At 55.5% G+C, this 13,957-nt stretch carries 13 protein-coding genes; 11 read left to right on the top strand and 2 right to left on the bottom strand.

The genetic code is table 11. From position 1 onward, the window contains the following. Positions 1-31: 31 nt before the first annotated feature. From accD to AAC621_RS06950, 5 genes are read left to right on the top strand one after another with little or no spacing between them, the layout of a single operon-like run. The gene (gene accD, locus AAC621_RS06970) at positions 32-946 is read left to right on the top strand and encodes an acetyl-CoA carboxylase, carboxyltransferase subunit beta (protein ID WP_340253636.1); all 915 of its coding nucleotides are present in this window, start codon (positions 32-34) and stop codon (positions 944-946) included. A gap of 2 nt (positions 947-948) precedes the next feature. Then, positions 949-2,223 carry a bifunctional folylpolyglutamate synthase/dihydrofolate synthase gene (locus AAC621_RS06965; RefSeq protein WP_340253633.1) on the top strand — a complete coding sequence of 425 codons (1,275 nt, stop codon included), beginning with the start codon at positions 949-951 and terminating at the stop codon, positions 2,221-2,223. A 40-nt stretch (positions 2,224-2,263) separates the two neighbouring features. Next, positions 2,264-3,211: an AEC family transporter gene (locus AAC621_RS06960; RefSeq protein WP_340253630.1), complete on the top strand. Its 948-nt coding sequence runs from the start codon at positions 2,264-2,266 to the stop codon at positions 3,209-3,211. A gap of 17 nt (positions 3,212-3,228) precedes the next feature. Further along, a complete protein-coding gene (locus AAC621_RS06955) occupies positions 3,229-3,855 on the top strand; it encodes an HAD family hydrolase (protein WP_340253627.1) in 627 nt (208 codons plus the stop codon). Then, a complete protein-coding gene (locus AAC621_RS06950) occupies positions 3,852-4,775 on the top strand; it encodes an ornithine cyclodeaminase family protein (RefSeq protein WP_340253624.1) in 924 nt (307 codons plus the stop codon). Before AAC621_RS06955 ends, AAC621_RS06950 begins: the two co-directional genes overlap by 4 nt. Here the strand turns inward: AAC621_RS06950 and AAC621_RS06945 are convergent. Then, positions 4,772-6,019, bottom strand: a complete 1,248-nt coding sequence (locus tag AAC621_RS06945; protein ID WP_445322515.1) for an MFS transporter — start codon at positions 6,017-6,019, stop codon at positions 4,772-4,774. The two genes, AAC621_RS06950 and AAC621_RS06945, sit on opposite strands and share 4 nt — an antisense overlap. 81 nt (positions 6,020-6,100) lie before the next feature. Between AAC621_RS06945 and zapE the strand changes: the two genes are divergently transcribed. Further along, positions 6,101-7,231 carry a cell division protein ZapE gene (gene zapE / locus AAC621_RS06940; protein WP_445322495.1) on the top strand — a complete coding sequence of 377 codons (1,131 nt, stop codon included), beginning with the start codon at positions 6,101-6,103 and terminating at the stop codon, positions 7,229-7,231. A 63-nt stretch (positions 7,232-7,294) separates the two neighbouring features. Next, positions 7,295-7,912 carry a TetR/AcrR family transcriptional regulator gene (locus AAC621_RS06935; RefSeq protein ID WP_340253618.1) on the top strand — a complete coding sequence of 206 codons (618 nt, stop codon included), beginning with the start codon at positions 7,295-7,297 and terminating at the stop codon, positions 7,910-7,912. On the opposite strand, the gene AAC621_RS06930 is transcribed toward AAC621_RS06935, so the two are convergent. Beyond that, positions 7,909-8,415 (bottom strand): GNAT family N-acetyltransferase, encoded by a 507-nt coding sequence (locus tag AAC621_RS06930; RefSeq protein WP_340253615.1) that lies wholly within the window; start codon positions 8,413-8,415, stop codon positions 7,909-7,911. The two genes, AAC621_RS06935 and AAC621_RS06930, sit on opposite strands and share 4 nt — an antisense overlap. Positions 8,416-8,583: 168 nt before the next feature. Here AAC621_RS06930 and rimP point away from each other — a divergent pair, with 168 nt between their 5' ends. The 4 genes from rimP to infB are packed head-to-tail and all read left to right on the top strand — an operon-like array spanning position 8,584 to position 13,918. After that, positions 8,584-9,168, top strand: coding sequence for a ribosome maturation factor RimP (gene rimP, locus AAC621_RS06925; RefSeq protein ID WP_340243892.1), 585 nt, complete (start codon positions 8,584-8,586; stop codon positions 9,166-9,168). Between the two features lie 6 nt (positions 9,169-9,174). Next, a complete protein-coding gene (gene nusA / locus AAC621_RS06920) occupies positions 9,175-10,770 on the top strand; it encodes a transcription termination factor NusA (protein WP_340253612.1) in 1,596 nt (531 codons plus the stop codon). A 23-nt stretch (positions 10,771-10,793) separates the two neighbouring features. Next, positions 10,794-11,432, top strand: coding sequence for an RNA-binding protein (locus AAC621_RS06915; RefSeq protein ID WP_317657129.1), 639 nt, complete (start codon positions 10,794-10,796; stop codon positions 11,430-11,432). Next, positions 11,429-13,918 (top strand): translation initiation factor IF-2, encoded by a 2,490-nt coding sequence (gene infB / locus AAC621_RS06910; protein ID WP_340253608.1) that lies wholly within the window; start codon positions 11,429-11,431, stop codon positions 13,916-13,918. The genes AAC621_RS06915 and infB overlap by 4 nt, the downstream gene beginning before the upstream one ends. Positions 13,919-13,957: the final 39 nt, after the last annotated feature.

The raw sequence follows: 13,957 nt of genomic DNA, 5'->3' as shown, positions 1-13,957 counted from the left end.
AGTGTAAGGATCGGCCAATGGAAAAGACCCAATGAACTGGATCACCAACTACGTCCGCCCAAGGATCAATTCGATGTTCTCGAAGCGCGATATGCCCGAGAATCTTTGGACGAAATGCGATGAATGCGGAACCATGCTGTTCCATCGTGAATTGAGCGACAATCTGAATGTCTGCACAAATTGCGATCATCACATGGTCATCACCCCGCGAGAGCGGTTCAATGCCTTGTTCGATGGTGGTATTTTCACCGAGGTCGAAGTGCCAAAGCCAATTGCAGACCCGCTGCAATTCCGCGACCAAAAGCGCTATCCCGACCGCATGAAGGCGGCACAGAAATCCACGGGCGAAACCGATGCGATGCTTGTGGCCGAGGGTGAAATGGGGCGCACACCCATCGTGGCCTGTGCGCAAGATTTCAGCTTCATGGGCGGCTCAATGGGGATGTATGTTGGCAATGCCATCATTGCTGCTGCCGAGCGCGCGGTTAAATTAAAGCGCCCTCTGATCCTGTTCTCCGCCGCAGGTGGCGCGCGGATGCAAGAGGGTATCCTCAGCCTGATGCAAATGCCCCGCACCACAGTTGCGGTAAATATGCTCAAAGAGGCGAACCTGCCTTATATCGTGGTTCTGACCCATCCAACCACAGGGGGCGTAACCGCCTCTTATGCGATGCTCGGCGATGTACAGATTGCCGAACCAAATGCGTTGATCTGCTTTGCTGGGCCACGGGTGATTGAGCAAACCATTCGTGAAAAATTGCCCGAAGGGTTCCAGCGCGCCGAATATCTGTTGGATCACGGAATGCTTGACCGCGTGACCCATCGCACCGCGTTGCGCGATGAGTTGATCTCGATCCTTCGGATACTGATGGGCATGGAACCCCCAGTCAAAGGGGATCTGCCCGCCCCAACTGAGGCTGCGCCAAACGAGGCGGAGGCAAAATAAAAGTGAGCACCCCCCGCTCGGATCTCTTGTTGGAGCGCATGATGGCGCTTCACCCAAAGATCATTGACCTGACGCTCGATAGAATGTGGCGGATCTTGGCCGCCCTTGGTGATCCGCAACAGGCGTTGCCGCCTGTCATTCATATCGCGGGCACCAATGGCAAAGGGTCGACCCTCGCCTATATTCGCGCGGGGCTTGAGGCGGCAGGGAAAAGCGCACATGCCTATACATCACCGCATTTGGCACGGTTTCATGAACGCATTCGGTTGGCGGGAACGCTGATTGACGAAAACCACCTATCTGACATTCTTGATGAATGTTTGGCGGCCAATGGCCCAGATGCGATTACCTATTTCGAAATCACCACCGCCGCCGCGCTTTTGGCATTTGCCAGAAATCCTGCCGATTACACGCTGTTAGAGGTGGGTTTGGGTGGACGTTTGGATGCAACCAATGTCATCGATAGCCCCGCATTAAGCGTGATCACCTCCGTTGATCTCGACCATCAACAATATCTTGGCGATACAATCGAGGACATCGCGGGCGAAAAGGCGGGCATTATCAAGCGCGGGCGTCCCGTAATTGTTGCCCCGCAGCAAGGGGCCGCACTGGAGGTGATCGAAGCACGCGCCGCGCGGCTTGGCGCGCCCATCTATGCCTATGGCCAACACTGGCATGTTACGACCGAAGCAGGGCGATTGATTTTCCAAGATGAAACAGGCCTTTTAGACTTGCCGCTGCCCGCCCTTGCGGGCCCGCATCAAATCCAAAATGCAGGCACGGCCCTTGCCGCAATGCGGGTATTGGGTTTGGACGAGGCGGCCTGCGAGGGTGCCATGCGCAACGTCACTTGGCCCGCGCGCATGCAGCGCCTGCGCCACGGGCCGCTGTTTGACACTGCACCCGATGCTGAACTTTGGCTTGATGGGGGGCACAACCCCCATGCCGCGCTTGCCATTGCGGCCACGCTCAAAGGCTTGCCCCAGCGCGAGACGCATTTGATTTGCGGCATGCTGAACACAAAGGATGTGACAGGTTTCATGGCACCGCTTGCGCCCTTCGCCTCATCGCTGCACGCTGTCTCAATTCACGGCCAAGCCGCAACACTGAGTGCCGAGGACACAAAGGCAGCCGCAACCCGTGCAGGTATAGCGGCCCAAACCGCACCAGATGTGATCAGCGCGTTGCGCGACATCTGCGCCATAACCCCGAATGCGCGGGTTTTGATCTGTGGTTCCCTTTACTTGGCGGGCGAAATTATAAAAGAAAACGGCTAGGCTACTAGACAGCGCCTGCACTCTGGCCTAGCCCTATTTCATGCTCGCGATATTCCTCAAAACACTTCCATTTTTTGCGCTGATCGGTGTGGGTTTCCTCGCCGCGTATCGTGGGTTTTTCACGCAAAGCGCGACTGCCTATCTGACAAAATTCGTGTTTTACTTCGCGCTATCGGCCATGTTGTTTCGCTTTGCCTCGACCTTATCGCTTGGCGATATTTTCGATTGGAATTTCATCGGGGCCTATCTGTTTGGATGTTTTGCGATTTATGCGCTTGCGACTGTCGTTGCCTTGATCCGAAAGCGGCCCGCTTCGGAAGCTGCGATTGAAGCGCAATGTGCCGTGATCGGGAATACAGGGTTCTTGGGCGTGCCGATGTTGGTAGTTTTGATGGGGCCTGCGGCAGCGGGGCCTGTCTTGATGATCTTGGCCACTGATTTGATCGTTTTCTCAAGCTTGATCGTGATCATTATCACGGCAAGCCGTGATGGCCGCATGAGCCTAACAATTTTCCGCTCAATCGCGATTGGGTTGGTAAAAAATCCGATGATTGTGTCGATGGTCGCGGGGCTATCCGTCTCTGCCGCGGGGCTAAGCCTTCCTGCACCTGTGGATGAATTCATGACACTATTGGGCGCGGCGGCGACCCCATGTGCGCTCTTCACAATTGGGGCGTCATTGGCAGGCAAATCAACCGAGCGGGCTTCGGTCGCGCTTTGGCTGTCATTCGCCAAGCTGATCTTACACCCTGCCGCTATTGCCATTGGTGCGCTTATAATTTTCGAGGTTGATCCCTATGCAGCTGCGGTGATGATCGCGGCCTCCTCGCTGCCTGTGGCAGGAAATATCTATATGCTGGCGCAGCATTACAACGTGGCCCCGCAACGGGTGTCTGCCTCGATTCTTATGTCGACCGCCATTTCCATCCTCACTGTGTCGCTTGTGATCGGATGGCTGTCTCAAATGGCGGGCCTAAGCCTGCCTTGATCGCGAAAGGTTTGATCATGCCCAAGATTGAAGCGGTGATTTTTGACATCGGCAATGTGCTGATTGAATGGCAGCCCGAGCGGTTCTACGACCGCACCATCGGGGAAGCGCGCCGCCGCGAGATGTTTGCCACTGTGGATTTGCAAGGTATGAATGACCGCGTGGATTTAGGTGAAGGGTTCCGCGATATCATTTATGAAACGGCAGAAGCCTATCCTGAGTTTCGCGCGGAAATTCGGATGTGGCATGATCACTGGTTGGAATTGGCAAACCCTGTGATTGATCATTCCGTGATGCTCTTGCGCCGCCTACGTTCCAAGAATGTGCCCGTCTTCGCATTGACCAATTTCGGGATCGAAAGCTTTGCCTACGCGCAAGAGCATTTCGATTTTTTGAACGAATTCGACCACGCCTATGTCTCTGGCCATATGGGGGTGATCAAACCCAACCCAACCATTTATCAAATGGTCGAGGATCATTGCAAAATCGCACCAGAAGCGCTTTTGTTTGCAGATGACCGCCCTGACAACATCACCGCGGCCGAGGCCCGCGGATGGAATGCGCATCTGTTTACAGCGCCGCACGGATGGGCCGAAGTCTTGGTCGACCATGGCCTTCTAACCAAGGATGAAGCAGGACTATGACACAAGCCCCCTTCCAAATCATCGGGCCTGACGCCGAAGCCAAGCTTGATTGGCTCAAACTTGGCGCGGTGTTGGAAGCGGGGCATATGCTACCGAGTGCGGAAATTTCGGATAGTTTTCTCTATCGCGGCAAGGACACGTTGCTCAATCGTGCCGCATGGATTAACGGGCTTGGCCTCTTGGTGAAATCAGCCACAATCTTTCCTGAGAACGCCGCGCAAAATTTGCCCGCTGTGAATGGCGGTGCGGCGCTTTACAGCGATAAGAATGGCCTTCTTGAGGCTTTGGTCGATTTCCATCTTTTGACCAAATATAAGACCGCAGGCGATAGCCTATTCGCCGCGATGAAACTGGCGCGACCCGAGAGTAAAACCATTTTGATCGTTGGCGCAGGCACAGTTGGTCGCTCGTTGCGCGCGGCTTATGGCGCGGGGTTTCCTGAGGCGCGCTTCTTGATCTGGAACCGCAATATAGCGCGGGCCGAGGCCCTTGCCCGTGATTTCCCCAATACGGATGTCGCCGAAAGCCTAGCGGATGCCGTGCAGCAGGCCGATATTGTCACCTGTGCAACCATGGTGACAGAGCCCATCTTGCAGGGTGAATGGCTGAAGGCGGGACAGCATATTGACCTCATCGGGGCCTATCGCCCCGATATGCGCGAGGCGGATGATGCTGCGCTCAAAAAGGCGCGCATCTTTGTCGACAGCCGTGCCACCACGATTGAGCATATTGGCGAATTGAAACGCCCCATCGCGGCGGGGGTGATCACAGCAGATGATGTTGTGGCCGATTATTACGACATCGCCTCTGGCGTCTTTGCGCGGGGCAATGACACAGAAATCACGCTGTTCAAAAACGGCGGCGGCGCACATCTTGACCTCATGACCGCCGCCTATATCCGTGACGCGGTGAAAGGTTAGGCGGCCAGCGCCCGCTCGCGCAGGGGGCTTTCTTTCACGGGCAAATGGACGATGGCCGAAAGAAGCCCCACGCCAACACCCACCCACCAAACCGTGGTGTAGGTGCCATGCAGGTCATACATCCAACCGCCAAGCCAAACCCCGATGAAGCTGCCCAATTGATGGCTAAAGAACACGATACCATAAAGCGTGCCCATATAGCGCAGCCCATAAATATACCCCACAAGTCCTGAGGTCAGCGGCACTGTGGCTAACCACAACGCGCCCATCGTGACCGAAAACACAATTACCGTCAGGGGCGTGATCGGCATTAAAATGAACGCCGCCGCAATAATGGTGCGGCCAAAATAGATGCCCGCAAGCAGGTATTTCTTAGAATAGCGTTTGCCCAAATAGCCCGCCAAAATCGTGCCACCAATGTTGGCCAAGCCAATCAGCGAGATCGACACAGCCCCAAGCGCAGATGTGGTCGTGATGCCCAAAGAATGTAGGAAAGACCCAGGCTCGATTGGGCCGCAAAGTTCAGTCACAAAGGCGGGAAAATGCGCGGTGACAAAGGCAAGCTGATACCCACAGGAAAAGAAGCCGATAAAAATCAGACTGAAAGAGGGATCGCGAAATGCTTTGCCCAAAATCACGCTCATGCTTTCTTCAAGTTCTGCCTTGGATAGGGGCACGGGCGCGCGCAGCATGGGAAGGAACAAAAGCGCGGCCAAAATTGCCGCTGCAAAGATCAAAAAGACGCTTTGCCATGGCATCACGGCCAACAGCGCCTCTGCCACAGGCGCACCAAAGACCTGACCTGCAGAGCCCGCCGCAGTCGCAATCCCAAGCGCGAGTGAGCGATGCTCATCCGATGCGGTGCGGCCCACAATCGCCAAGATCACGCCAAAGCCCGTGCCCGCAACGCCAAAGCCCACAAGAATTTCCAAAAGCTGATGCGCGCCGGGCGTGATTGCATAAGCCGAAAACACCAAACCCGCCGCATACATCAAAGCGCCAATGATAATGGCTTTGCGATCCCCAAATTTCTCGGCAATCGCGCCAAAAATCGGCTGCCCCACGCCCCAAGCAAGGCTTTGAATGGCAATGGCCAAAGAAAATTCGGCGCGCAGCCAACCAAATTCGTCCGCTATGGGAATTTGAAAAACCCCAAAACTTGCCCGAATGGCAAAGCTGATCATAATGATAAAACAGCCCCCGATAAGGACGGGGGTGAAAATCGAATTGCGCTGCATCTTCATTTGTCCTGTCAAAGGCCGCAGGCCTGTCATGCTGCGACAGAGATTGCGCCGCAAACCCAAGAGCGTCAATGCTGATCGCGCATGCAATCCCTCTGGCCAGAGGGGCCAGAGATGTCCTATGAGGCGCTTATGTCGCAACATTTAACCGCCATATACGACACCCGCGTCAGCGAAGGCTTATTGCGCGCAGACCCCGCCCAACGCGAGGTTTTGCATCGGTTTGAATCCTTGCGCGAAACGCTTGAGGCGCGACCAAAATCAGGGCTTCTTGCACGTTTCTTTTTGGAAAAACCACAATCTGGCCAACATAGTCGCGGATTTTATGTCTGGGGCGGGGTTGGGCGCGGGAAATCCATGATTATGGATTTGTTCTTTGCGCACACGGCGATTAACGGGAAACGCCGCGTCCATTTTCACGCCTTTATGCAAGAAATCCAATCAGCCCTGCACGAGGCGCGTAAAACAGGCACAGATGATGCGTTGAAACCCGTGGCCGAGGCGATTTCAAAAGACCTGCGCCTGCTGTGTTTTGACGAGATGCAAATCACCGATATCACCGATGCCATGATTGTAGGCCGCCTCTTTGAGGCATTGTTCAAGGCAGGGGTGAGCATCGTCACCACCTCCAATCGCCCCCCAAAAGATTTGTATAAGGACGGGTTGAACCGACAGCTATTTGTGCCGTTCATCACGCTTTTAGAGCAAGAATTAGAGGTGATTGAAATGCAATCACCCACCGATTACCGCCAAGACAGATTGTCAGGCGAAACCACTTATTTCACACCCATCACCGCCGCCACGCGCCAAAGCCTTGATAAGATTTGGCACGATCTGACCCATGGGCAGGAAGAACCCCTCGATTTAGAGATCAAAGGCCGCCATGTCATCATCCCGCATTATTGGGCGGGCATGGCCCGCGCCGATTTCTGGGAGCTGTGCGGCAAACCTTTAGGCGCGGGTGATTATTTGGCGCTCACTGGGGCGGTGAAATTGCTGATGTTGGAAAACGTCCCGCGTCTTGGCATCGACAATTTCAACGAGGCAAAACGCTTTGTCACCCTCATTGATGCGCTTTACGAGGCAGGTATCCGCGTGATCCTATCTGCCGATGATGTGCCAGAACATCTTTACGCCGAGGGCACGGGCAGTTTCGAATTTGAACGCACCGCTAGCCGCCTGCGCGAGATGCAATCGGCGGATTGGGGCCAATAGATCGCGGCAGGGCTTGCAAAAACTGAACTGATCGGTTTACAATGGGGTTAGGGAGTATGCGCCATGAACATGCAAGCACAGACACGCAAAGGTCGAAAATTCGATCAAGTCATTGATGGCGCGCGTAATATTTTCCTAAGCCAAGGGTTCGAAGGGGCAAGTGTCGATGTGATCGCGCGCCAAGCGGGCGTGTCCAAAGCCACGCTTTATTCGTATTTCCCCGACAAGCAGGCGTTGTTTATGGCGGTTCTGAACCAAGAATGCGACCTGCAACGCCGCGCGCAAATGGATATCGAATTTCTGCAGCGCGATGTGCGCGATGCCTTGCACCATTTGGCCTATTCGATGCTTGAATTCCTGATGTCGGACGAAGGTGTCTCGATCTTCCGTGTCTGCGTGGCTGAGGCCCAAAGGTTCCCCGAATTGGGGCGTGCTTTCTATGAAACAGGCCCTTCAACGGCCATGTCCCATGTCGCGGGCTATCTCAGCACGCCAAAGGTGGGCAACATGCTGGATATAGATGACCCGATGAAGGCGGCGGATTTGTTCATGAAGCTGTGCCGTGGTGATCTAATGCTGCGCCGTCTTTTATGTGTCAGCAGCGAAGCCACCCATCAAGAAGTGTCCGAAGCGGCAGATGAGGTGGTGGCTACATTTATGGCACGGTATCGCAAGGGCTAATCTACAAGAGATTTGAACATCACAAGGGCGTCCACCAAGCCTTTGCTTGGATGATCAAAGGCTTGTGGCAAACGGCCCACAATCTCGAAACCTGCCTTTTGCCATGTCGCAACCGCGCGCCTGTTTTCGGAGACGACAAAGTTATACTGCATCCCGCGATAACCTTCGGCGCGGGCAGTCTGGAGCGAATGCGCCAACATCGCGCGCGCAATCCCGCGCCCCTGCGCCGCTGCAGCAGTGATATAGCCACAATTGCAGATATGGGCGCCGCCGCCCGCCTGATTGGGACGGATGTAATAGGTGCCAACGACCTCACCCCCCTGTTCCGCTATGAACACGGACTTTTCGGGGGCCGTCCAAAAGGCCAAGGCATCAGCCTCGGATATGTCAGGGTCGACTGTATATGTATCACCCGCCCGAAACACAGGCAGCAAAAGGGATACAAGTGCCGCATCATCTTGGGCCGTTTTTGGGCAAATTGTGATTTCGGTTTTCGCGTTCATGTTGTGCAAATGGCCACGCCGCGCCCGAAAGCGCAAGATGGCAGCTTGCTATAACCCCCGATTCTCTCTATATGACAGCTCAACAGGTGCTTGGCGGTCCAAACTCCACGCTCCACCCTAGATGCTTCCGCGGGCCCTGTGGCCCGTTTTTTTATGTCCATAGGTCTTATGTCCAACCTGATCGCAAAATCGAGCATTGATCGCCGCATGGCTGAGATCATTACCCCTGTCATCGAAGATATGGGGTTTGAATTGGTGCGCGTGCGCCTGATGGGCGGCGAGACAAAAACCCTGCAGGTGATGGCAGACCGCCCCGATGGCGGGATCAATGTGGATGATTGCGCCGATATCTCAACGGCGATTTCGGCAAGCCTTGATGTCGAAGACCCGATTGAGGGGGCCTATAACCTCGAAGTTTCTAGCCCCGGTATCGACCGGCCGCTGACGCGGTTGAAGGATTTCGATATCTGGCAGGGCTATGAAGCCAAACTTGAAACAAGCGAAATGATCGATGGCCGTAAACGCTTTAAGGGTGTTTTGGCCGGGATCGAAAACGATGAAGTGCTTATCAATGTTGAGCAAGGTGGCGAGACAGTCACCCTTGGCCTCAATTTTGATTGGCTTTCAGATGCGAAGCTCGTTCTGACCGATGACTTGATTGCCGAGATGCTGCGCCAGCGCAAAGCCTCGGGGGTCATTGACGAAACCCAATTTGATGAAATCACGCAAGAGCCCGAAGAGGCGGAGGACTGAAAATCCATGGCTATTACATCAGCAAACCAACTTGAGCTGTTGCAAACAGCAGAGGCCGTTGCCCGCGAAAAGATGATCGACCCCGATCTGGTCATCGTGGCAATGGAAGAAAGCCTCGCCCGCGCCGCGAAATCGCGTTACGGCTCGGAACTGGATATCCGCGTTTCGATTGATCGCAAGACAGGCCGCGCGACATTTACCCGTGTCCGCACTGTGGTTGAGGAAATCGAAAACCATTTCGTTGAAATGACACTGCGCGATGCGCGTGCCTATAAGGCGGATGCAGAAATCGGTGACGAGATCATTGACGAAGTGCCCCCTGTTGAAATGGGCCGTATCGCCGCGCAAAGCGCCAAGCAGGTGATCCTGCAAAAAGTGCGCGAAGCTGAGCGTGATCGCCAATATGAAGAATTCAAAGACCGCGCAGGCACAATCATTAACGGTGTCGTAAAGCGCGAAGAATATGGCAATGTGATTATCGATATTGGCCGTGGCGAGGCCGTTTTGCGCCGTAATGAAAAAATTGGGCGCGAAAGCTATCGCCCCAATGAGCGCATCCGCTGCTATATCAAAGATGTCCGCCGCGAGGCGCGCGGCCCTCAGGTCTTCCTCAGCCGCACCGCGCCCGAATTCATGGCGGAATTGTTTAAGATGGAAGTGCCTGAAATTTACGATGGCATCATCGAGATCAAGGCCGTTGCCCGTGACCCAGGCTCTCGCGCGAAGATCGCGGTGATTTCCTATGATAACTCGATTGATCCCGTTGGTGCTTGTGTGGGTATGCGCGGCAGCCGAGTGCAGGCTGTGGTGAACGAGTTGCAGGGCGAAAAAATTGACATCATTCCATGGAATGAGGACGCCCCAACCTTCCTTGTGAACGCGCTGCAACCTGCCGAAGTGACCAAGGTGGTTTTGGACGAAGATGCAGGGAAAATCGAAGTTGTTGTTCCTGACGAACAGCTGTCACTTGCCATCGGGCGCCGTGGTCAAAACGTGCGTTTGGCAAGCCAGTTGACAGGCCTTGATATCGACATACTCACCGAAGAAGAAGAAAGCGCGCGCCGTCAGGCCGAATTCGCCGAACGCACCAAGCTGTTCATGGACACATTGGATTTGGACGAATTCTTTGCCCAACTTCTGGTATCCGAAGGCTTCACCTCTTTGGAAGAGGTTGCCTATGTCGAGCAAGAAGAATTGCTTGGCATTGATGGTGTCGATGAAGCAACCGCAGACGAGCTTCAGGCCCGTGCGCGTGACTATATCGAAGAGCAAAATCGCAAAGCCCTCGAAAGCGCCAAGGCGCTTGGTGTCGAGCAAAGCTTGATCGATTTCGAGGGGCTAACGCCACAGATGCTTGAGGCGCTTGGCCAAGATGGGGTCAAAACGCTGGAAGACTTCGCAACCTGTGCTGATTGGGAATTGGCAGGCGGTTGGACAACCGTAAACGGCGAGCGCGTCAAAGATGAAGGCGTGCTTGAGAAATTCGATGTTAGCCTCGAAGAAGCCCAGAATATGGTCATGTCCGCCCGTTTGGCCTTGGGTTGGGTGACCGAAGAAGACCTTGCATCTGACCAAGAAGACGCAGGCGAAGAAGAAGAGTAAGCCCGATTTCAGGAGCCAAAACCATGTCCCGTGGCGGTGCCACCAAAACCAAAGACACGTCCGAGCGGCGCTGTATCGCAACAGGCGACACAGCGCCAAAGGCGGGGCTGTTGCGTTTTGTGGTCAGTCCTGAGAATGTGGTGACGCCCGATATCCTTGAACGCCTACCAGGTCGAGGCATATGGTGCAGCGCTGATCGCGCGGCGGTGGAATTGGCGGTCAAGAAAAACCTCTTCTCCCGCTCAGCCAAAGCGCAGGTGACTGTGCCAGATGATTTGGTGGGCACGCTTGAAACCCTGCTTGCGCGGCGCATTGGCGATTTGATTGCCTTGGCACGCAAATCTGGCGATGCCGTTGCAGGGTTCGAAAAGGTCAAAGATTGGCTTGCCACGCGCCCTGTGCGGGTACTGCTGCAAGCATCGGACGGGTCTGAACGAGGCAAGTCCAAGCTTTGGACGCCTGAGGGCGCGCGTTACTTCGATTGCCTGACCGCTTTTGAATTAGGTTTGGCATTCGGGCGAGAAACTGTGATACATGGCGCGCTGGCGACTGGCGGACTCGGCGATCGTGTTGTAGAGGAAGCAGCAAAGCTGCAAGGGCTGAGGCCCAAAACCAGCTTGAACAACGGCAAGACCGTTGGGAAGGACAAGAAAGACGCATGAGCGATCAAGACGGAAAAAAACCACTCGGACTATCTGGCGGCGCCCGCAGCGGGCGCGTGAACCAGAGCTTTTCGCGTGGACGCACGAAAACGGTTGTTGTGGAGACCAAGCGCAAGCGCGTGATGGTTCCCAAATCGGGTGCAGGCGGCAAAGACGATGGCACGGGTGATATGGAGGGGGGCAACGCTTCCGCCAATCCAGAACTCGAACGCCGTATGAAGGCCGTAATGGCCGCCAAGTCCCGTGAGGCCGAAGAAGAAGAACAGCGCCAGCGCGAAGAGCAAGAACGCGAAGAAGAGCGTCTACGCCGCCGCGCCGAGGCCGAAGCCCGCGAACGCGAGGAGCGTGAACGCGAAGAGGCCATCCGCGCCAAGGAAGAAGAAGAGCGCCGCCGCCTTGAGGAATCAAAGGCCACAAAGTCCCGTAAAGCGGACAGTGCCCCCGTGGTGACATCCCCCGCAGATCTGCCTGATCCTGCGGTCGCGGCTGCCCGCGCGAAATCGGCCGCAGCGCCTGCGCGCCGCGATACGGATCGGGACGACAAGCGCGAGCGCGTCTCGAAGGGTGATCGCGACAATGATGGCCGCCGTTCTGGCAAGCTGAGTGTCAATCAGGTTTTCTCTGATGGCGAAGGCGGGCGTCAGCGCAGCCTTGCTGCCATGAAACGCAAGCAGGAGCGTCAGCGCCAAAAGGCGATGGCATCCCAAGGTGACCGCGAAAAAATCGTTCGCGATGTGCAAATTCCAGAAACCATCGTGGTTTCCGAATTGGCCAACCGCATGGCCGAGCGCGTGGCCGATGTGGTTAAATCGCTGATGCAAATGGGCATGATGGTCACGCAGAACCAATCCATCGATGCCGATACGGCGGAATTGATCGTCAGCGAATTCGGTCACCGCGTGCAGCGTGTATCTGACGCGGATGTGGAAGATGTGATCAAGGTCGAAGAGGACAGCCCAACCGAGCTGCAACCACGGCCACCCGTCATCACCATCATGGGCCATGTTGACCACGGCAAGACTTCGTTGCTTGACCGCATTCGCAAGGCAAATGTCGTCTCTGGCGAAGCAGGCGGGATCACGCAGCATATCGGGGCCTATCAGGTGCGCACCGAAAGCGGCGCGCTTTTGACCTTCCTTGATACGCCGGGTCACGCGGCCTTTACGTCCATGCGGGCGCGTGGGGCGAATGTCACGGATATCGTGGTGCTTGTGGTTGCCGCCGATGACGCGGTGATGCCGCAGACCATCGAAGCGATTAACCACGCCAAGGCGGCCAAAGTGCCGATGATCGTGGCGATTAACAAAATCGACAAACCCGCAGCCAATCCTGACAAAGTGCGCACCGATTTGCTTCAACATGAGGTGATCGTTGAGAAGATGTCAGGTGAGGTGCAGGATGTTGAAGTTTCCGCCGCCACTGGCCAAGGTTTGGATCAATTGCTTGAATCCATCGCACTTCAGTCCGAATTGCTTGACCTGAAGGCGAACCCTGACCGCGCAGCCGAAGGGGCCGTCATCGAGGCGCAGTTGGATGTGGGCCGTGGCCCTGTTGCGACTGTTCTGGTGCAACGCGGCACGCTGAAACAAGGCGATATCTTCGTTGTGGGCGAGCAATGGGGTAAAGTCCGCGCGCTGATCAACGATCAGGGCGAGCGCGTTAAAGAAGCGGGGCCATCCGTTCCCGTTGAGGTTCTGGGCCTGAACGGCGCACCCGAAGCGGGTGACGTTTTGAACGTGGTGCAAACCGAAGCACAAGCCCGCGAGATTGCGGATTACCGCATCCAAGTTGCCAAAGACAAACGCGCCGCAGCAGGTGCTGCAACAACCTTGGATCAGCTTTTGGCGAAGGCCAAGGCGGATGAAAACGTCAAAGAATTGCCCATCGTGGTCAAAGCTGACGTTCAAGGTTCGGCCGAAGCCATCGTTCAGGCGATGGAAAAAATTGGCAATGACGAAGTGCGCGTGCGCGTTCTGCATTACGGGGTGGGCGCGATCACAGAATCCGATATCGGCTTGGCCGAGGCTTCGGGTGCGCCTGTCATGGGCTTTAACGTCCGTGCCAATGCCCCTGCGCGCAATTCCGCCAACCAAAAGGGAGTGGAAATCCGCTATTACAGCGTGATCTATGACCTTGTGGATGATGTGAAGGCGGCAGCCTCGGGTCTGCTTGGTGCTGAAATTCGTGAAAACTTCATCGGCTATGCCCAGATCAAAGAGGTGTTCCGCGTCTCTGGTGTTGGCTCGGTTGCGGGCTGTCTGGTCACCGAAGGTGTCGCGCGCCGCTCGGCGGGTGTGCGCCTGTTGCGCGATGATGTCGTGATCCATGAAGGCACGCTGAAAACGCTGAAGCGCTTTAAAGACGAAGTCAAAGAAGTGCAATCGGGTCAGGAATGCGGCATGGCCTTTGAGAATTACGATGACATCCGCAAAGGCGATGTGATCGAGATTTTCGAACGGGAAGAAGTCGAGCGTAAGCTCAGCTAAGCTGTTCGGAACACGACAAAAAAGCGCGCCCCGCGGGGC

Source organism: Roseobacter sp. HKCC-CH-9208, from assembly GCF_037805125.1.
Taxonomy (GTDB): Bacteria; Pseudomonadota; Alphaproteobacteria; order Rhodobacterales; family Rhodobacteraceae; genus M30B80.
The sequence above is the reverse complement of the archived record's forward strand: the minus strand, read 5'-3'. Positions and strand labels throughout refer to the sequence as shown.

Bases quoted from the DNA above. Each gene is read 5' to 3' on its own strand.
- accD (WP_340253636.1), top strand. From the start codon at position 32: ATGAACTGGATCACCAACTACGTCCGCCCAAGGATCAATTCGATGTTC.
- AAC621_RS06960 (WP_340253630.1), top strand. From the start codon at position 2,264: ATGCTCGCGATATTCCTCAAAACACTTCCATTTTTTGCGCTGATCGGT.
- AAC621_RS06955 (WP_340253627.1), top strand. From the start codon at position 3,229: ATGCCCAAGATTGAAGCGGTGATTTTTGACATCGGCAATGTGCTGATT.
- AAC621_RS06950 (WP_340253624.1), top strand. From the start codon at position 3,852: ATGACACAAGCCCCCTTCCAAATCATCGGGCCTGACGCCGAAGCCAAG.
- AAC621_RS06945 (WP_445322515.1), bottom strand. From the start codon at position 6,019: ATGAAGATGCAGCGCAATTCGATTTTCACCCCCGTCCTTATCGGGGGC.
- zapE (WP_445322495.1), top strand. From the start codon at position 6,101: ATGCAATCCCTCTGGCCAGAGGGGCCAGAGATGTCCTATGAGGCGCTT.
- AAC621_RS06935 (WP_340253618.1), top strand. From the start codon at position 7,295: ATGAACATGCAAGCACAGACACGCAAAGGTCGAAAATTCGATCAAGTC.
- AAC621_RS06930 (WP_340253615.1), bottom strand. From the start codon at position 8,415: ATGAACGCGAAAACCGAAATCACAATTTGCCCAAAAACGGCCCAAGAT.
- rimP (WP_340243892.1), top strand. From the start codon at position 8,584: ATGTCCAACCTGATCGCAAAATCGAGCATTGATCGCCGCATGGCTGAG.
- nusA (WP_340253612.1), top strand. From the start codon at position 9,175: ATGGCTATTACATCAGCAAACCAACTTGAGCTGTTGCAAACAGCAGAG.
- AAC621_RS06915 (WP_317657129.1), top strand. From the start codon at position 10,794: ATGTCCCGTGGCGGTGCCACCAAAACCAAAGACACGTCCGAGCGGCGC.
- infB (WP_340253608.1), top strand. From the start codon at position 11,429: ATGAGCGATCAAGACGGAAAAAAACCACTCGGACTATCTGGCGGCGCC.